Annotated in this window: 7 protein-coding genes and 1 pseudogene; 3 read left to right on the top strand and 5 right to left on the bottom strand. The window is 48.1% G+C overall.

Features of this window, described 5'->3' with window-relative positions; all coding sequences use genetic code 11:
• Nucleotides 1–124 precede the first annotated feature (124 nt).
• The 3 genes from NBH15_RS27320 to NBH15_RS27310 all read right to left on the bottom strand — a co-directional run bounded on the left by NBH15_RS27320 (nt 125) and on the right by NBH15_RS27310 (nt 6,477).
• Nucleotides 125–3,262: a SusC/RagA family TonB-linked outer membrane protein gene (locus NBH15_RS27320; protein WP_010801105.1), complete on the bottom strand. Its 3,138-nt coding sequence runs from the start codon at nt 3,260–3,262 to the stop codon at nt 125–127.
• A 219-nt stretch (nt 3,263–3,481) separates the two neighbouring features.
• Complete coding sequence (locus tag NBH15_RS27315) at nt 3,482–4,756, bottom strand: SGNH/GDSL hydrolase family protein (RefSeq protein ID WP_250824059.1); 1,275 nt, start codon at nt 4,754–4,756, stop codon at nt 3,482–3,484.
• Nucleotides 4,757–4,758: 2 nt separating this feature from the next.
• Nucleotides 4,759–6,477: a glycoside hydrolase family 3 protein gene (locus NBH15_RS27310; RefSeq protein WP_010801107.1), complete on the bottom strand. Its 1,719-nt coding sequence runs from the start codon at nt 6,475–6,477 to the stop codon at nt 4,759–4,761.
• A gap of 268 nt (nt 6,478–6,745) precedes the next feature.
• Between NBH15_RS27310 and NBH15_RS27305 the strand changes: the two genes are divergently transcribed.
• From NBH15_RS27305 to NBH15_RS27295, 3 genes are all read left to right on the top strand, one after another.
• A complete protein-coding gene (locus NBH15_RS27305; RefSeq protein ID WP_250824058.1) occupies nt 6,746–10,816 on the top strand; it encodes a hybrid sensor histidine kinase/response regulator transcription factor in 4,071 nt (1,356 codons plus the stop codon).
• 281 nt (nt 10,817–11,097) lie between these two features.
• Nucleotides 11,098–13,269 (top strand): right-handed parallel beta-helix repeat-containing protein, encoded by a 2,172-nt coding sequence (locus NBH15_RS27300; protein WP_250824057.1) that lies wholly within the window; start codon nt 11,098–11,100, stop codon nt 13,267–13,269.
• A 37-nt stretch (nt 13,270–13,306) separates the two neighbouring features.
• A complete protein-coding gene (locus tag NBH15_RS27295; RefSeq protein WP_046145910.1) occupies nt 13,307–15,061 on the top strand; it encodes a hypothetical protein in 1,755 nt (584 codons plus the stop codon).
• Between the two features lie 137 nt (nt 15,062–15,198).
• On the opposite strand, the gene NBH15_RS27290 is transcribed toward NBH15_RS27295, so the two are convergent.
• Together NBH15_RS27290 and NBH15_RS27285 are read right to left on the bottom strand one after the other, a co-directional pair.
• The gene (locus NBH15_RS27290; protein WP_250824056.1) at nt 15,199–18,030 is read right to left on the bottom strand and encodes an NPCBM/NEW2 domain-containing protein; all 2,832 of its coding nucleotides are present in this window, start codon (nt 18,028–18,030) and stop codon (nt 15,199–15,201) included.
• A gap of 90 nt (nt 18,031–18,120) precedes the next feature.
• Nucleotides 18,121–20,880 (bottom strand): annotated as a pseudogene (locus tag NBH15_RS27285) (GH92 family glycosyl hydrolase).
• Between the last annotated feature and the right edge of the window lie 369 nt (nt 20,881–21,249).

Genomic DNA, 21,249 nt, shown 5'->3' with positions numbered 1-21,249 from the left:
CTATATCGTTATTAGTTAATAATGAATTTGATACAATACAAAGTTAACTAAAATGGTATAGCTTTTGTAGTGCTATCTCGTGCTATCCGTCTTTTCCGATTTTAAACATAGGAACTATTTTTAATTAAAATACGACACTCACACCAAAAATAACCCTTTTGCTCAACGGATAAGTACTGTAATCCAGTCCCATCATCGTAGTAGCATTTCCGAAACTGTTCGTTTCCGGCGTATACCCCGGATAACTGTCGAACGTTTTCAAATTATCCAGGGAAACATAACATCTCAGATTACTCAGGATAGTATTTTTCAACACCTGCTTAGGAATTGTATAACCGAATGTTATATTCTTTATCCTCAGATAAGTGGCATCATAAATACGGCGGTCGTCATTATTGTCATTCTTACCCACCGGATTAGGAGTTTCCCCATCCCATGACAGATCGATACCATGTTGCGACAGGTAATCGACAGGCATCGGATTTTCATTGCTGCCGTATAATGCCAGATAGTCCGGCTTATAAGAACGAAGCCATCTTCTCAAACCGTTCACATTGGCACCGCCATTGTCATACTGGCGGGATCCCAGGAAGAGGACATCACCGCCGATCTGTCCCTGTAACAAGATGCTCAGGTCGAAATTATTCCAGGAGAAACGGTTCGTCAAACCGAATACCACGTCCGGCAGGTTATTGCCATAAGGAACATAGTCGGCAGAAGTGATCTGACCGTCCTTATCCTGGTCTACATACTTCACGTTACCCACTTCCTGACCGGCAAGGATCGGAACCAACGCTTTGCCATTGGCATCGAAATCGGAAGGCAACAGGATACCATCTGTCCTGTAGCAATAGAACTGGGATACAGGTCCTCCTACTTTCGTTATGAACTGGGCATCCCAGGAAGTAGAAGTGAACTGGTCAATCTCACCCATGTCCAATACTTCGTTGCGGTTGCGGGAGAAGTTGAGAGAAGTCGACCAGTCAAATTTCCCAACAATATTATGAGAAGTAATATCCAACTCCCAACCTTTGTTCCTGATAGAACCGACATTTGCCGTATAAGAGGAGAAACCAGTCGTATAAGGGATGGGAACACTGAACAACAGGTTGTCCGTGGTATTGATATAATAGTCGAAATTAAACTGTATACGGTTTTTCAGGGCGGAGAAATCAAGGCCGAAGTCCAGTGTCTTCGTCGATTCCCATTGCAGGTCTTCATTAGCGATCCTGCTCGGGGCAACACCCGAAGAGACCTTATCTCCCCAGGAAGTATTGTAGCTTCCCAAGAGTGCCATATAGGTATAATCGCCGATACGGTCGTTACCCGACATACCCCAGGCAGCTCTCAGTTTCAATAAGGAAATCCAGTCGAGGCTCTCCATAAAAGACTCTTCATTGATCTTCCAGCCGGCAGAGAAAGAAGGGAACACCCCCCATTTCTTGTTTGAGCCGAAACGGGAGGAACCGTCATAACGGGCACTGACTGTCAACAGATACTTTTCCTTATAATCATAGCTAGCACGCCCGAAGAAGGAAGCGGTAGTATAAGCAGTACGCTGCGTTGTCGCTGTAGTAGGCGTCGTCGCCACATTTAATGTTTCGATCGACTCATACGGCCATCCGCTGGCAGCAGCAGATATTATATAATAATTTTTCTCTTCCGCACTTTGTCCCAGTAAAACACTCAGGTTATGATCCTTGAACGATTTATCGTAAGACAATGTATTCTGGAAAACCCAGTTACGGGTATTTGAAGAGTTACTGTTCCCCCTGGTCACATTCCCATTGGAATAAGTCACGTTACCCGGCTGAAAGAACTCATACGTTTTGCCGTCATAATTATAACTGTACTGGGTTTTGAAGGTCAAACCGTCAAGAATATCATATTCTCCCCAAACAGATGCGGCCACACGCATGAATTTAGTATTATCAGTCGTGTACTTCAACTGTTCTACCGGATTCGGATAAGTTGTCCCTATATTCTCGGGGAATCCCCAGTCGCGGGTACCTTCCGTCAGTTTCATTAACGGAGTAAGCATAAGAGCATGGTGCAAAGACGATTCCTTTCCTTTACCGTTGCTACCTCCATTTGAATCTGCACCGTCACGGTCAGAATGCGAAATGGAAACATTCACCCCAGTCCGTAATTTCTTCGTGATATTCATCATCGCATTCAGGCGGGCATTCAGTCTTTCATAGTAAGAATACTTTACAATACCTTCCTGGTTCATATAACCGGCAGAGAAATAGATACTCCCGATATCGCCTTTGGCAGAGGCAGAAGCCTGGTAGCTCTGGATCGGAGCCGTATGCATGACCGCATCCTGCCAGTCGGTAAATTCCGTAGTAGACGCCCAGGAGGAAGGGATCTGATTCCCTGCACTTCTTGCCGACATCGGGTCGCTCATGGAGCCGCCTGCACGCAGGTGATTCAGGTTTCTGCGGAACATATTCCACGCTACCCATTCTTCACCGGACATCACATCCAGTTTCTTCTCCGGAGTAGAAACGCCATAATAGGCATCGAATGTGATCGTCGGTTTACCTTGTCCCTGCTTTGTTTCGATCAGGACCACCCCGTTCGCTCCCCTTGAACCATAGATAGAAGTAGCGGAAGCATCTTTCAATATCTGAATAGAAGCGATATCCGTCGGGTTAAGATCACTCATGTTGTCACGGGGAACGCCGTCGATAACATATAATGGACTGCTATCCCCGTTGATCGTATTCATACCACGGATACGGATCACCAGTTCTTCCCCCGGAACACCACCGCCGGAAGCAGAAGAACGGACACCCGCCAACTGTCCCTGAAAAGCTTCTCCCAGCGTTGTGATTGCCCTGTCTTTCACAGCTTCGTCCGTGATCTTGGATACGGAGCTGGTCAGGTTCTGCCGCTTCACCGAACCATAACCGACTACGACCACCTCGTCAAGAGCCTGTGTATCTTCTGACAGAATAACGATAACAGAGGTTTTCCCTTCCAACTTGACATCTTCAGATACATAGCCGATAAACGATACCTGCAAAACGGCATTCGGCGAAGCATCCAGTGTGAATTGTCCGTCCAGATCAGTCATTGTTCCCGTAGTAGTACCTTTGACCATCACATTTGCTCCGGCGATCGTTTCGCCCGATACATCTTTTACGACTCCCGTAATCTTTTGTTGTGCCATTGCCTGTAGTGTCCCCAACAAAAGAAGAAGAAGGACACAACTCATTATTTTACGGCTTTTAAACCGCCACGACAGTTTTCTCATATTGCAATGCGTGTTTTTTATGATAAAATCCATACAATAAATTAATGATTAGTTAGTAATAAATTCAGGTTATCTCAAATACATAAGACATTTGAACCATCCCGGAAAACAACGTATCCGGTTCCTTCTCTGTACTCAGCATATCTTCATAGGCACTCGTTTTTTAATCAATTATACTATTCGTCGATCTCCTTTCATATCCCAGTAATACATACGCGGTCATCTGACCACCTCTCCAACGACAAGGATCTTTCCTATATAAGTATTGAACTCATCGAAATAGGATAATTCTTTCACACCGGACGATCGTGAAGAATAAATTTCCTTTTTATCGAACCACCGGCTGTCAGGCTTGATTATAATGGTATGCATCCCATTGTCAAGCGTATCGAACAGGTGGTAGGAAGTACGGTTTGTATTACCGCAATACACATCGAATCGGCGTATATACTGCGATCCTTCCCCGTCCGTCTGTACGGAAATACCTCCGGAAGAAGGTCCGATCACATCAAAAAGCCCGGCACGGATACCTTTAAACCGTACCACGATGGAATCTTCCGGATCGGCGGAACTCAATAAAACAGGCAGCTTACCCGAGTCTCCCTGAAAATATTGGTACACCTTATCATCTTTCGTTACAGGCTGCCAACCTCCCGTTCGGACGAATTCATCTACAGAATACATCTTTGCCTGTTCATAATGAGTCGGATACAAAGGGGCAGGCATACGGAAAGCAGCAGAACCGGCTTGTTGCTTTCCTAATTCCGTCAGTGCCGCGGCCAGTGTCCGGGTATAGATCACATGACCGCCATCAAAAGTGGGGTGCGTACCGTCGTTCGTAAAAACAACCTTCCCCGGATAACTTTTATCTTTCTCTCCCTTAAAAACTAATTGATCTTTATTCAGTAAGTCCATCACATCATAAGCGAAGTTGACGGATGGGATGCCGTAGTGCCCGGCGACGTTTTCCATAAAACGGACCGAACGGTAAGTCTTCCCTGCTTTCAGATCATCCAGCATCCCGATATTGAGGGTATACAGAAAGCATATATCCGTTGCCGGATCCTGCTGTTTGATCTTACGGACAATCCCTTCCATCGAATTACAGATCAGCAACGAATCGGTTTTCGAATCGTTCACTGCAAACTCGACGAACACTAGGTCAGGATCGTGGAGGAGCACATCTTCATCGGTCCGGAAAACACCCAGGTCGGAACCGGTTCCCCCGATACCGGCATTCACGGCATGGATCTTTATCTCCGGATAGTTCCGTTCCATCCATTCCGTAATCTGCACCCTGTACCCCCGGTGGTTCGTAATACTTCCACCTAGAAAGACAACCGTTACATCCTGCTTCTCCCTGATCTTCGCAAAGAAAGCAGGAAGTCCTCCGCGGGACTGCAAACCGTCCGGATTAATACCTTTTGCCGGATTGCAAAAGAGCAACCCTCCCAAAAGAAATATACAGATCAATGGTAATATGCGGTTTCTCATCTTTATCTATCATTAAAGTTAAACAACGGGGGATTCAGACTGACCGGCGAAACTCCCCGGAACGGTAGTTCACCCGTCAGCACTTTCAGCAACGCCTGATGTGTGGAAGCATCGTTCGAATACGTATTGATATAGGTCGTTACGCGTTCAAAATACTCAGTCCCTACATAGGGGCTTCCCAAAGAAATGACAATGATCTTCTTTTTATCCATCGCATTGGCCGCCCAAACCGATTGTGCTTCATCATCCCATAACTGCAACGGGCCGAAAGGAGTATGCGTATTACGTGCCACAAGGAAAATAACCCGATCGTACTTTTCGGTCGACTGGTCTTCCCATCCCTGATTCTCATATAATATGTTCCGCTGAAAATCGACATCGAATCCCTTTCTGACAAACTCTTCCTTCAGATTCAGTAAACGCGTATAATCCCGATCATTCCCTTTTTTCGCAACAGGAGTTACGGCAACCAGCAATATTTTCTTATCCTTTTCCGGTGATAAAGGTAACTTTTTATCGATATCCCTGACCAACGTTATGGAAGATTCCGTAATCTCCCGGGAAGCCTTTTTTATATCTTTCTGTTCGTCAGCCGTTAAGGCACGCAACAATTTCCGGTCAGGCGACAATAATCCGAAACGCTCCTTCATCGCCCACACACGGCCGACGGCATCATCCAGCCTTTCCATCGGGATCTCTCCCCGGGTAATGCGTGCCTCCAGCGTATCCATGTATTGATAAGAGGGCCATAACAAGATATCCACTCCTGCCAGGAAACTCTGTATTTCACCTTCCAGCCGGTCTTCATACCATCCCCGGAAACCGGCCATCGTCATGGCATCGGAGACAATGACTCCCTGGAAATTCATTTCTTTCTTCAGCAGGCCGGTCAATAACTCTTCGGACAAGGTCGCTGGTAGATAATGACCATTCATCTTTTCCTTCTGGTAACAGGGTAAAGTGATATGCCCCGGCATGATACAGGCGACACCGCTATCTATCAATGCTTTAAAAACCTTTCCATGATACTCGTCCCACTTCTCGCGGGATAAGGAATTACAGGTAGTCATCAGATGCTGGTCGCGGTAGTCCACACCGTCGCCGGGAAAATGCTTGATCGTTGCCGCCACACCGTTATCCTGTAAGCCTTTTATCTGACGGGAAAGCAGACGGATCGCCTTGTCGGGGTCGTCCGAGATACTTCTTGTATTGGCGATAGGGTTCAAGGGGTTCAGGTTCAGGTCGGCTACAGGATGAAGTACCCAGGAGATCCCCAATGAACGGCATTCCAATCCAACGCTCTTACCATAGTTATATGCCATCTCTTCCGAATCAGTAGCTCCGAGTGCCATCTCCTTCGGAAAAGGGGTCATTCCCTGCATACCGACACCCATCTCGTAATCTTGCTGGAAGATCAGCGGCATATAGGAAGCCTGCTGGTATTCTTCGACCGATTTTCTGACATACTCCACCCGGTCGGCATCGGGTATTCCGGTAAACAACTTCCAACCCATAAAGTAACCGCTCACCGGATACCGTTTGAAATAAGCTTCCAGCGAACCGTTCCCCAGCTCCAGTTCCAGTTTCCTGTCGGGAAGCATCAGCATGGTCTGCCCGATCTTTTCCCGCAGGCTCAACTGTTTCCAGGCAGTATCTTTCGGTTGCGAAAAGGCGGAAGCTACATATACCAGACTGAATAAACAAATGATTCGGATTTTCATGATAAACTATTTTCGATATTAGATTCTGTTGATTATTCTACGAGGCAAATGTATCTCCTTTACAACGGAACGGCCTTACACACTGGATTCATAAGTTAAGAACATCGTTACTTCTATATGACAGATGTTACATCATTGGGAACTACGTTACAGGGGAACTGAAAAAAGTAAAAAAAGTACCTTCCGACACTGTATATTAACATTCAGAAATCCGTTACTCTAAATAAATACCTATATATTTGGCGTGTTACTTTAATCAGAAATAAGAATGAAAACCATCATTACTCTACTTATCCTGTTACCCTTCATCCAACTATATGCACAAGAAAAGACCGCCTTGTTCAAGAATTATACCGTAAAAGACGGCCTGTCTCAGAACACGGTCATCAGGACGTTGGAAGACAGCAAAGGCTACATCTGGTTCTGTACCCGTGACGGCCTGAACCGTTTCGACGGAACCGAATTTGAAGTCTACCGTGCCGACGGCTCGGAAAACTCACTTACCAGCAGCGACGTGACCACCATCACGGAAGTAGAGAACGGCGTGCTCTGGATCGGTTCGCATAAAGGGCTGACCCGGTACGACACCAATACCAAACGTTTCTACCAGTATTATAAAGAAGAAGGGGGCGGAAACAGTCTCTCCGACAACTGTATCAAACATATCTTATGTGACAAACGGAAAAGATTGTGGGTCGGAACGATCAGCGGACTCGATCTCTACAACTCCGAAACAGATGATTTCGAACGGATATCGGATGAAGGTTCCATCTTCTGGCTGATGCAACGGAAGAACGGGAACATCTGTTACCTGGTGAACAACACACTCTGTATTCTCGAACCGGAGTCGATGAAAACAAAGAAGTTCCACTTCGACAACGATGAAAAGCTGTTCTTCCTCTTCGAAGATTCGAACAACAAATTATGGGTCGGCATGTGGAGCTCCGGCCTCAAGTACTTCGAAGAAGAAACGGGAAGACTTATACAGGCTGACTTGTCGTGGACGGACGGTATCACATTCAACAACGAACAGGTTAACTACATCGTAGAAACTGAGGAGGACAATCTGATGCTGGCAACCCGCAATGGACTATTGGTGTACGACCAAAGTAAAAACAAACTGATCAACTGCTTCCGCAGCGAAGATGTAGGCGGTCTAAGCGAAAACACCATTATCTCCCTGTATAAGGACCTGTCCGAGAACATCTGGATCGGCACTTATGGCGGCGGTGTCAACTTGTACACGCCTTACAGCAACTTCTTCATCCCGTATTACCCGGCAAAGTACCTACAGAAAAATATCGGGAACATCAACTCCATCGTCGAATACAAAGGCGACCTGTGGATGGGCACCGACGGCGGACTGATCGTCTACGACCGGGAAGCCGGGACATACGAATATTGCCATTTCCAAATACCCAACTCGAAAACCAACCGGGAGATCAAATACATCCAGAAAGAGGGTGATAAATATCTTTGGATCAGCATCTACTACTGCGGATTATACCTGTACGACATGGAGAAAAGGCAGATCGTAAAAGAGATACCAGACTTCCCCTACAACCAGGTCAGACGTATCACCCGGACTGAAGACGGCATGTATTGGATCGCACTGGGTGTAGACAACCCGATCCTTTTATACGATATGGAAAAGAACACCCTGGCGGCCAGCTTCCCCGTCAAAGGGCGGAACAAGGATGTCTCCCTGATAAACGTACAGGATATATATGCCGAATCCGAATATATATGGATGGGCACCCGCGCCGAAGGACTGTACCGTTACAACGTGCAGACGCAGAAACTGGACCATTTCAGGAACGATAAAGAATCGCCCGACTGCCTCAACAGCAACCACGTCACCTGCATTTACAAAGACAAGAAAGGGAATCTGTGGATAGGTACTTTCGGCGGCGGACTAGCTCTGTACGACCGTATCAAAGAGACTTTCCGCACATTCGACCGGAAAGCGGGACTCGACAACGATGCGATCAGCAGTATCATGGAAGACGAGAAAGGATATCTCTGGATCACCACCCTGAAAGGCATCTCCCGTTTCAACCCGAAAAAGGAATCGTTCGACAACTGGGGATATAACAACGGCTACTCGCTGCTGGAAACAAACCTGCACTCCTGCCTGCGTTCGGGCGATAACCTATTCTATGTGGGAGGAAACAACTTGTTCCTCTCTTTCGACCCCACACAGCTGAGGGTGAACACACGGATCCCCCGCGTCATCATCTCGAAAGTGCTTATCTGGGCGGATAACTTCGGAGAAAAAGCAACCCGCACCTGGATAGAACCGCAAAACGACCGAATAGAACTGAAATACGACCAGACTTCGTTCACCATCCGTTATTCCGCCCTCAACTATGTCTACCCCGAAAGCAACTCGTTTACCTATATTCTGGAGGGCTTCGACAAGAACTGGACCTACATCGGTAACGAACGGAGCGTGAACTACACCAATATCCCCCCCGGCGATTACATCTTCAGGGTCAAGGCCCGCAACAACGACGGTATCTGGAACAACGTAGGAGCTTCCCTGCATATCAAAGTTTTCCCTCCTTTTTGGAAGACCTGGTATGCTTATCTCTTCTACCTAGCCGTCTTCATTGCGATCATCATCCTCTTTATCCGTTATAAGACAAGAGAAGAAAGGCTGAAGATGGACCTGAGGATCAAGCAGATCGAAAAGACCAACATTGAGACAAGCCACCGGATAGGCGTGCAGATGTTCACCAACTTCTCGCATGAACTACGGACACCGCTCACGCTAATCATCGCCCCGCTGGACGAACTGCTGAGCAAGACAAACCTGTCCCCCGAACTGAAACGCCCGCTCGAACTGATCAACAAGAACGCCCAGCGCCTGCTTTGGCTGGTTAACCGCCTGATGGATTTCCGGAAACTGGAAGCGGGAAAGATGCATCTAAAGGCAGGACAGTACAAACTGGACGATTTCGTCAACGAGATGCTCTTATCTTTCCGCCCGCTGGCTGATAAGAAGAATATCCTGCTGGAATATAACAACACGGGGCGGGAAGCAAAGATATGGTTCGATTATATCCTACTGGAAAAAGTATTCTTCAATCTCTTGTCGAACGCCTTCAAGCACACACCCAAAGGAGGATACGTCATCATCAGCGCCAAAGAAATCGGAGAAGAGGAAATAGTACACACAGAGGAGCTGAAAGATTACCAACCCGTCGGCAATAATCCGAAGTTATTACTCGTCACCGTCGAAGATTCCGGCAAAGGCATCCCGCAGGAAATGCTTCCGAAAGTATTCGAAGCATTCTTCCAGGCGGGGGAGAACGACTATACCAGTGCCTACGGGACCGGTATCGGGTTAAGCCTGACAAAGAGCATCATAGAACTCCACCACGGCCACATCTGGGTGACCAGTGAAGAAAATAAAGGGACCCGCTTCTCGTTTGTCATCCCTCTGGGCAGGGAATTCCTAAAGGAAGATGAACTATTATCGAAGAACAAGGCGATCAAGGTAGAGCATGCCTACGACAAACCGCAGGTTGTTCTCGACGACTCGCCGGTGGAAGAAAACAAAATTCCTGCCCCTCGGAAACGTTACCACCTGGTGGTCATCGAGGACAATGCGGACGTGAGGAACTACCTTTGCGACATGCTGCGCAACGACTACAATATTACTGCCACCGAAGACTGCATGGAAGGTTGCGAAGTTGTGACCAAAGAGATGCCGGACCTGATCATCAGCGACATCATGACACCTCGGATGAACGGCATCGAGTTCTGCCAGAAGGTGAAAAGCAATATCGTCACCTCGCATATCCCGATCATACTGCTGACAGCCCGGGTTACCCTGTCACAGATCAAGGAGGGCTACGATTCGCTTGCCGACGATTACATCATGAAGCCATTCAACCCCGAACTGCTCAAGGTCAGGATAGCCAATCTCCTTGCCAACCGCCAAAAGCTGAGAGAACTGTATGCCCAAAAGATCGTAACCGGAAATTTCCCGACGGAAACGGTTTCTACGGAAGACAAGTTCATGGCAAAGGTTCTCGATTATATCCACAGCAACCTAGACAATACAGAGTTGTCTATCGACAAGTTCAGCGACGATATCGGCATGAGTCGCGTACAGCTTTACCGTAAGATCAAGGCTGTCACCGGCTCTTCGCCGAGCAAGCTGATCCTGGATATCCGTCTAAAAAAGGCTGCGGAGCTATTGTCCACCACCGACGATACAGTCACCGAAGTCTCTTACAAATGCGGTTTCAACGAAGTTTCCTACTTTGGAAAATGCTTTAAAGCAAACTATAATATCTCTCCTTCCGAATATGCCCGGAACTACAGATAAACCCATACCTGCCAGCCTTACGAGGGCCGGCAGGTTTCTTCGGGAACAGTAAGCCTCTGCATGCAAATAACTAAGTCCAAAGGATAGCATCACGGTATCTTCTGACGAAAGGGATACCGTATCAAAAAAGTTACATCAAAGTAACAAAACTCTTATAAAACCGGCTTTATGTAACCATTGTCATACATTTTGAACGACCAGTCCTACTATCCTCCCCCTTTTGTCACGTACTTTTGCCTCGTACCAAACAAACAACAACTTAATTCATTCCATTTATCAGCATGAAGATATTTTATCTGACAATACTGTTCGCCTACCTTTCCCTGGCAACCCTTCCGGCAAAAGGAAGAAAGGTTTACATATCGCCTTTACCCCGGACAGCGGTGCCCGACGGCTCCGTACAGGCTCCGTTCTCTACGATTGAGGAAGCTCTGTCTGCTTTATCTGCCGGGAAAGAAGAAAGTGCCGAACTGATTTTACTCGACGGCGATCATTTCCTGTCCGAAGGTATCCGGCTGTCTGGCAACACCTGTCCGGTCAAAGAACTGACCATTAAAGCCCTCAACTTACATAAAGCCGTCCTTCGTCTCGACAAACCGCTGGCAGGATACCTGAAACCGGTGACCGACGACCGGATCAGAAAACGGGTAAGGAAAGAAGCGGCAGACCGTATCCGGGAGATCGACCTGGAAGCACTCGGCATCCGGGTGGAAACTTTCCCCGAACGGTTCAAAGCCCGGGAGAATTTCCCGCAACTGATCTATCAGGAAGAACTGTTACCGCTTTCCCGTTATCCCAACGAAGGATATCTGTATATGAAAAAGGTTCTCGACAACTTCGGGAACGCAAAGAGAGGGGGTATCTTTGAATACGACGATCCCCGCCACGGCGCCTGGACGGAAGCACTTCCATCGGGTGTATGGTTCACCGGCTACTGGAGGATCCCATGGCAGGCATGGACCGTAAAGATACAGGAGATCGACACCGTCCGCTGTATCGTGACACAGGCGGTAGGCATCGAAACGGAAAATGGGAAAGATGTCGGTATATTCGGAGGCATCGGCTCGAAATACGACCGTCCTTCCGGCTCGGGAAAAGAGAACTATTATGTGGAGAACCTGATCGAAGAGATCGATCGCCCCGGAGAATGGTGTGTCGACTTCACTACCCATAAAATCTATTTTCTGCCCCCCGAATCTTTCGATGAAAGGCAACTGAGCCTGGTTTCACATCCGGCGACCTTGTTCGATATCACCGGAATGAAGAACCTGAAACTGGAAGGCATCATACTGAAAAACCATCTGGGAGATGGCATCCGCATCGCGGAAGGGGAGAAGAATCTCATTGCCGGATGCAGTTTCCGGAATATCCTGGGAAACGCAGTCTCCATAACCGGAGGAAAGGAACACCGGGTACAAAGCTCCGATTTCAGCCATATCGGGCGGACCTGTATCGAGGTGTCGGGCGGTGACCGCCCATCCCTGCAAACCTGCGGTCATAGCATCGACAATAATTATTTCACCCGCTTCGGAGAGATACAGCAGAGTTATGCCCCTGCGGTAAAAGTCGGCTTCTATGAAACCGGGATAGGAATTCACGAAGGGAATGCGGTCGGGATAAAGGTTTCCCATAACCTCGTCCACAATGCTCCCCATGCCGCTTTCATTTATGGAGGAAACCTGAACGTCCTCGAATACAACGAGGTGTTCGATATTGCCCGGAAGACTGGTGATGTCGGAGCGTTCTATGCCCGCTGGGACTGGACTTCAAGAGGGAATGTGGTACGGAATAATTTCATCCACCATATCCCCCGGGCAAATGCCATCTACGGGGACGACGGACATGCGGGCGATTCGATCTACAACAATGTCGTATATCGCGCTCTGGTCGGCACGATCATCGGTGGCGGACATTATAATTACATCAGCCACAATCTCTATGCCGGTTGTACTACAGCCGGCATCAGCATCGACGCACGAGGCAAACAACGCAATTATAATGCCGGTAACCCGGACTTTACCGACCTGTTCCGTCTCTTCAGGATACCGGAAGGAACCTGGGACAACCGCTTTCCCGGAATCAGCACTTTCCTGGAATGTCCTCATCTGGAACTCCCCCAGGAAAACGAAATAAGCGATAACATTTTCATCGACTGCAAGGAGGGCGTCCGGAAAGAAGGCCAAGAAGATGATTTCAGATATTCAAGGATAGGAAAAAACAACTGCTTACAACTTCCGGCACCGGACTTCGATGGAGTGATCTTACACAAGGACTTGAAACGAATACCCGAAGTGCAGCCAGACGAACGGTACGAACTGAAGAAATGTGGCTTGTATACCGATCACTACCGGACGGTGTTACCCGACAGAAAGCAATTACTGGATTCGATTGGGAAGCAGGAAGCCGGATTCGATTCGCTGAAAGACCAACAGACCACCAACCGGCACTTCTAAAGAAATAAGTTATTAATAGATATATATTCAAGTATTTATGAAGAAGATATTAGCATGTACCCTCCTGTTTCTGGCGGGAGTACAGGGATTGTTCTCCCAAAACAGGCAGAAAGAGACTTCACCCACAGTCATCATGGATATGGTCCATCATAACCCGGGCGAGGCTTTTACGAAAACCCAATTCAACGCCCCGTCCACGCTGGTGGACTACCATTTCAACGCGCAAGTCATTAACGAGTTCCAGTCGGTACATTGTGCCGTCACCTACGAGTCGCTGAATCCGGCGATCTTCCCGGCAGGCTCTCCGGAAAGAAAGTGGGTCGACTCGCTGGCAACGCGCATCGACCGGAAAATCGAAGAGATACATAAGCACCATCTGAAAGCCTACTATTTCACCGACATCATCGTCCTTCCCCAAAAACTGGTGGAGATATACAAAGACGAAATCTGTGATGCCGCCGGACGGGTAGACTTCAGGCGTCCGAAGACACAGGAGATACACCGTATCATGTTACGAGAGATATTCGACCGGTTCCCAACCCTCGACGGGCTGGTGATCCGTGTTGGCGAAACTTATCTGCACAATATCCCTTACCATACCGGCAACAATCCTATACCCCGCGACGAGAAATCGTGGGACCATAACTTCTCGTACAAAAGCGACGGAGGAGAAAAGATACACCGCGACCTGATCAACCTGCTGCGCGACGAGGTTTGTGTAAAATATAATAAGAAGCTGTTCTATCGTACCTGGGACTTCGGCTACTTCCATACCAATCCCGAATATTACCTGAACGTAACCGATTACGTCCCCATCCACCCGAACCTTTATTTCTGCATCAAGTATGTGCAGGGCGATTATCACCGTACTTATAAATTCAATCCGACGCTGGGAATCGGGCAGCACAAGCAGGTGGTAGAGATACAGTGCCAGCGGGAGTACGAGGGGAAAGGGGCTTATCCCAACTATATAGCCGACGGACTGATCAACGGATTCGAGGAACTGAAGAAAGATACAGTCGTCCATAGCCTCCGTCAGTTGAAGGAAACGCCCAACTATGCCGGTATCTGGACCTGGTCGCGCGGCGGCGGATGGGTCGGACCTTATATCAGCAACGAGCTATGGTGTGATGTCAATACATTCGTTCTGGCGGAGTGGGCGAATCATCCGGAACTGGACGAGAAAGAGATTTTCGCTCGGTATGCCGCGTCAAAAGGCTTCCAAGGAGAAGATATAGAACGTTTCCACCGGATATGCCTGCTATCGGCAGACGCGATCGTCAGGGGACGTGCTTCCCTGGTACAGCCCATCAATGTCTGGTGGACACGCGACCAGTTCATCGGGGGAGAAAAGGAACTGGAGAAGGATTTCAGGCAGATTGTCGAAAAGAAGCTGGTGGATGCCGTCCTTGCCGAGAAAGCCGAAAGTGTAAAGATATGGGAACAGATCAACGCAATTGCAGGAGCGATTGGGAGCGGAGACAAACCGGTTGCCGATTATATCCGGACATCTTCCCGATACGGTCTGCTGCTGTATTCCATTTACGAACAAGGATGGATCATTTTGCTAAAAGGTTATGAAGGAGAGATGACAGGCCATTTCAACAAGCCATTGATCAGAAAAGCGATAAAAAGATATGACAAGCTATGGAAAGATTACCGGAAGCTGAAAGAAACGAAAGCGGACTGTGCGACACTTTACCTGCCGTATGGTTTCAACTTCAGCTTGCCTCCTGCTTATCACGATGAAAATGGAATAAAGAAAACCGTCGACAAATACAGGAACTTATAAAAAAAGGGACTGTCCAAAAAGTCATTCTTTCGTCCTTGAGAATTGAATATTTGAAATCAATCTCAGATAGGTATCCGAAATACTTTTTAGACAACCCCTTTTTTCAATGAAGCACCGCAGGAACCAAACAACGTAAGTTATTTTTCCACCACCAGCCAGGTATTTCCGCGGGCAGGAATAGTCACCTTGATGTCTACCGTATAGTCTCTGTTCAGCTTATAGGTAACCGGAGCGTTCTCTTTCTCCCTAATCTTCGCTACATCGGAGATACCGGTGTAATAAAGCGGAAGCCGGATCGTACGAGTGATCGCCTTGTCGGTCGGGTTAAACAATAGGGCAAAACCTTTCTCCCTCCCTTCCGGATCGACATGCATGAAACCGTCCCAGTCGCGTCCGTCGGCACGGCGCAGATGGATCAGTTCGCTGTTCAGGATAGTCCGGTATTTCTTGTACCAGTCGATCACCTCTACTACGGCCGCTTTCGTTTCCGGTGTATCATACAGACGCGGACCGCGGTAACAAGCCTGTACTCCTGCACCGTAATTCTGGATCATGTGCGCTTTATAATCAGGGATATGATCTTTCAAAGGTTCGAGCGTAGCGGCAGCCCCACCGCCATGATATTGGGTAAGCGGAACGAATGTCCAGCACATACCCGGCAGGCGTTCCCACAAGCCATCGTACATCACCTGGCGTCCCAGCACCAACTGCCGTTCGCGGGGAAGCGACCAGTTTACTTCACGGTAACCGATACCGACTTTCGTACCACCATTCAACATATAACCGAAATCGGGTATATTGGTATAAATGCCATTCTCACACATCCATTGATACAGGTTCACAATCTGCTGGCGTTGTTTCCACTGGGAGTCTTTCAAACCCTTATGATGGGCATGGCTGGTCGAAGCACAGACATTGCCCGGATACGAACCGTCGTTCTCAAAGACTGTCATTCCTGTCTTCTCGTAGAAAGAACGTATCTTGCGGAAATAATCGTATCCCCATTCACTGGAGAGGCAGGGAGAACTGCCGAAGATCATACCGCCGCGCTTTCCTGTCTCGGGATTGATCACGTCGACCTCATCGCTGATCCAACGGCTGGACAACAGGGAATAACCGCCCAGTTCGATGCCTTTGGAGTTGGCATATTCGGTGAACTCCTTGAATTTAGCTATATTCGCTTCACTCTCATCCTCCATATTCAGTCCCGAACCGAAGCTGAGGATCACCATCTCATAACCGGTTTCAGCACACTGGTCGATAGCCGTCTTCACCACCTTCGGATCGGAAGATACACAATGCAGGAAGATCGGGTTTTCAGTCGTCCACGGGGCGATCTTACGGTACATCCGCTTCAGGAAAAGCCCTTTCCGGTCACGGTCATCGCTGTCGAAAGGCATCAGCCAGGTACGGAAGCTATTGAATTTAGCACCGTCGGGGATATCTTCGTCCGGCCCCATCGGCAGTTTTACCTCCAGCAGGCAAGGGGTAAGCAGCGGATAATTACACTGTGAAGTATAGCGGGGGTCGGTATTCCAGAATTCCGTGCGGTCGGCCTCCCGTTCGGTAAAGCCGAGAAACGCCCAGTCGCTCTCGACATGGATATTCGGTTTCAGGAACTGCTCCGGCCTTTTGGCTTCCACCGGTGATTCCGGTTCTGCCATCGCCAGTTGCTCCAGGGTAAATTCATCCAGTGTGATTCCCATACCACTCTTATTCTCGATCTCCATCCATTTACTGATACAGGGAATACCATCATAGAGGGCATAATTCAGTTTCACCTTCACACCTTTCAGGTAATCCGGTCCTTCCAGATAGAAAGAAAGTACCTTCCCTGTCGTTTCGCCCGGCTTCACCAGCGACCAGCGTTTGTTCGCCCAGTCGATACGGGGAGCCAGTTCAGTAATATCGAACCCGGTCACACGAAACGAATTCGGAAGGATCGTCAGGCTGTCGACCCATTTATATTGTGTATAGCCATACTCAAACTGCCCGTCGAGGCCGCCAAGCGTATACACTTTATCATCGATTTTCAGAACACCTTCGTTACTGACGGCACGCAGCATACTTTCCCCTGTCATCTGGTTAACCAGGTCGACGGTCGCCAGGTTCGGATAGATACGGAAGATACGGCTTACCAGTCCATTGGAAAGGACAATATCTTTGCCGTTATGCGTCTGATACACGCCGGCCTTCACCCCTTTGGCATCGAGCAACCAGTCCGACTCCGGACGCGCCACCGGCAAATCGATGGCAGGCAGAGCAGCGACCTTACTGCGCAACGCCCTTTCCACCTCAGCAGGCATTGTCTCGATAGCCCCTTTATAATCGGCATTCACCAGCGAAGGCTTAATCTCGTTATAAGAAAAAACAGGCTCGATCCAATCGGCATGGTCACCGCTTACGCCGTCGCCTCCATCTTCAACGACCAGTTCCAGTACATCGACCCCTGAAACATCGAGCGACACCTCACGAGCTTTCTCGCCTCCACGGACCATGCCGCTGTTATACAACTCCTTTCCGTCACCCACCAGGCGAAAGACAACGCTTCCCTTATCAAAGGAACCATCACCGGCACCTACTCCGACAAACTGCTTCTTTCCTCCGGTACCGTCGGTCCGATAAAACAACATCGTTCCGTCCGTCATCGGTATCTTACTGAAATCTTCTTTTTTATAATCCAGCGAACGGTCGTTCACACCCACCTTGCAGGTAAACAGCCCGGTATTCTTCCGCAGGCTCAGTTTGATCTTGCTGTTTGCCTGTACGCCTACCCCTTGTCCGAAATGCTCACCGCCCACCGTCAGTTTCTCACCGGTAACAGCTGCATTCTTCATCGGCGAACCATACTGCTGGTAGGCCAGGGATAAATCCATATCCGGCAGGGATATTTTATTCTGGGCACTGATAGCCCAGCTTGAAAAGAAAAATCCTCCCATAAGGAGAAATAAAGAGATCGTCTTTTTCATGTTAGTCAGAAGTTAGAATATATAAGTCCCCAAAGATACTTAAAATATCTCCGGAGACTGCATTAGTAACATACAACATCAAATCATCGCCTATTTTCCCCAGGCCTTATTCGGGGTATCCCCCATCCATAACTCCAACAAGCCTCCGTCCGAAAAGACTGCATGAGGTATCCGGAAAGAGTTGTACTCTTTTCCGTTAAGCCGTGCACGCTGGATATAACAATTGGCTGCCGAATTATTGTAAGTCTTTATTTTAAAGGTTTTCCCCTTATAATAATCAGTATCCAGCGAAATAGTCACCTCGTCGAACACCGGACTTGTTATATCGTATTGCGGATCACGGGAAGAACCGCCGTCCAAGGCAAACAACCCGATCGCCATCAATGAGCTCACGCCGCCCATCTGCCCCTGGTCCTCATCATGTCCGCCATATCCCCTGTCGGGAGTAACCGCCCCGTAAGCCTGTTCCTTCACACGGCGCACCCAGTATTGAGTCAGCCAGGGTTTCCCGGCATGCGAAAAGACATGTGCATTCGAACAACCCGGCTGGTTCGCATAACTGACATAACCACTGCCGTATCCATAGACAAAATCTGTTGACTCCGACTGCTTGAAAGCAAAATCCAACTTACTGCAAAGACTGTCATTTCCTCCCATCAACCTTGCCAACACAGGGATATCGTGCGAAAGTCCGAACGTCGCCTGCCAAGCGTTGGCCTCTACATATCCGTTACCGCTCAAAGGGTCGGTATGCAACCATTCACCGTTTGCCCTCTTCGGCAAGATCAGTCCCAGTTCTTTATTAAAAGAAGCAGGCCAGCCTGTAGCCCGTTTATGGAAATAGTTATAATCGCTTTTCTTTCCCATTTTAGCAGCCATTTCAGCCAAAGCCCAATCTTCAAACGCCCACTGGATGGTCAGACCGGCATTACCGGGACAATATCCGTTACGAACATAAAAATCTAACTCCTTATCCATTCCCAATGCCAGCATTCCTCCTTTGGAATGATTCCGTTTCATCGCCTTGAACGCTTTTTGCTGATCCCACTTCCTGGTAAGTCCTTTTTGGAAAGCACTCGTGATAAGAGAGGTAGCAGGACATCCGGACATGATATATGAATATCCACCGGCGCAAGGCCCGCGGGGAAGCAGATTCCCATTCACATCGTATTCCAGCAAAGAAGCCGCAAAATCATCTAATACCGAAGGATAAGCCAATCCCCAGAGCGTATTCAGGTTCCATTGTGTCAACCAAAACGCATCAGAGTTATACATGTGATGTTTCACCTTCCCTTCCCGGTCCTTAGCCAGTTGCCTTACATGGAAACGGATATTTTTCGTTTTAGAACCTTCACGGGTACCATCCGTATAATCCGGATATTCGCCGTTATAATCATCCAGTTTATGCCTTCCCAGTAAAGAATGCCACAAATCGGTATAGAACTTCATTTGTTGGTCATGGCTTCCTCCTTTCACATCGATCCGTCCCAACCATTCATTCCATTCCTGCTGTGACTCCTGCCGTACCCGATTAAAATCCCAGTGGCTGCAATCCTGCTCCAGATTCTCCCAGGCATTGTCCGTACTGACATAGGAGATAGCCACCTTCATCTGTACCTGTTCGCCCGGTTGTACCTGATAATTCGCTTTCACACCCGAAGTGGGAGCATCATGGTAACTCATTCCCTGGTTTCTCGGAGTGCTCTCTCCGGCTCCCTGCAACTCGCTGATATCTTTGAACTGCTCCGATCCGACTCAGCCGTCCAGCGACTTGAAAGGAGTATCGAATGTAACGGCAAAATAAATCCTGACCACATCGGGACCGCCCCACAAGCGTCCGGTCGTATCGAAATAGCCTTCCACACCTTCATTTCCCTTTTTATAAACATGGGCATTGACCATTGTCGAAGTGCCGACATAACCTCCCAGGTTCAGCAAGATATCAGCCGGATTTTCCTCCGTATACGTAAACCGGTAGAAGCTGACGCGATCGGTAGCTGTCTGCTCCACCCACATTTTATAAGTATCCAGAAACAACCTGTGATAACCCGGTTGTACAATCTCTCCCTGATGCAGGAAAGAAGATTTCCAGGACTGTTCTCCTCCCGTCGGGTCCACCTCGCCCGTCACCGGCATCACCGTCAACCCGGACAGCATCCAGCAATGGATCTGCGGGAACCCCAGCACTTCCGTCGAATTATAATTATACCCGCCTCCATACTGATTCTTGTTTCTTGTCAGAGGCGCCGCCCCTATCATCCCATAAGGTTGGTTCCCTGTGATAAAGAAAAAATACCGTCCGCGGGCAGTCTCGATATAAGGATTTACCCAGGATACATGATCCGTATAATCATCGGGAGAAGGAAACACCTCGATCTCCGAAAGCCCCACCTGCGTACCGGCGGCATCGGTCACCTCGAACCGTACCCACTCGACCTTCCGCGACTCAAACTCAATCTCTTTGGGAGTCCCGTCATTAGCCATTCCCCAGACATTGATCTTACTGCCGTCACTGAAATGCAATACGCCTCCGGCTACATGTGCCTCCATGGCCGGACGGTCATACAGAATAATTTTATTGATATTCACGGGGCGTTCCCAATCTAACTGTATCCAGGGATAATCGATCTGTCCCCAGAAAGTCTCCGTACTTTTAGATACCCATTCCCCTTTTCCCGGTACCCGTATCAGGCCATCGATCACCTTTGCCGCATCGTGACCGGCATCAATCGAAGAGGAAGCCGATACACGGGCTTGCGAGGCAATATTATAAGGCGTAGCCCAACTAATAACCGGATAACTCCCCAGCAACACCAACAAAAAGGAGAATAAATTTATTATTTTCTTCATATGGAAGCACTTTATAATTCAATACAAATATAAGTCGTTATCATCTTAAAATCAACAAAATACACGTTTATTTTCGAAGAGAATTATTGTCCTATAAGGCTTGGGACACCCTGTGGGACAAGAAACTAAACAATAAGCTTATTTCTCTATCTCTTATGAATAAGCCTATTAACTCATCCTTCAAAACAACTCCGATAACATCACTGGGACAACCGCAGGGACACTCTCTTAATATATAAATAATATATCACTAGTGTCCCGTTAAAATCGGGACGAGTTATTAATTAATCAAATAATCCCGGAATAAGGGGATTAAATTGTTCTTTGACATCATTGAAATTAGTCTTATTAAACAGCTCTTGTAAATGC

It is taken from the genome of Parabacteroides caeci (genome assembly GCF_023656795.1).
Taxonomy (GTDB): Bacteria; Bacteroidota; Bacteroidia; order Bacteroidales; family Tannerellaceae; genus Parabacteroides; species Parabacteroides segnis.
The sequence above is the reverse complement of the archived record's forward strand: the minus strand, read 5'-3'. Positions and strand labels throughout refer to the sequence as shown.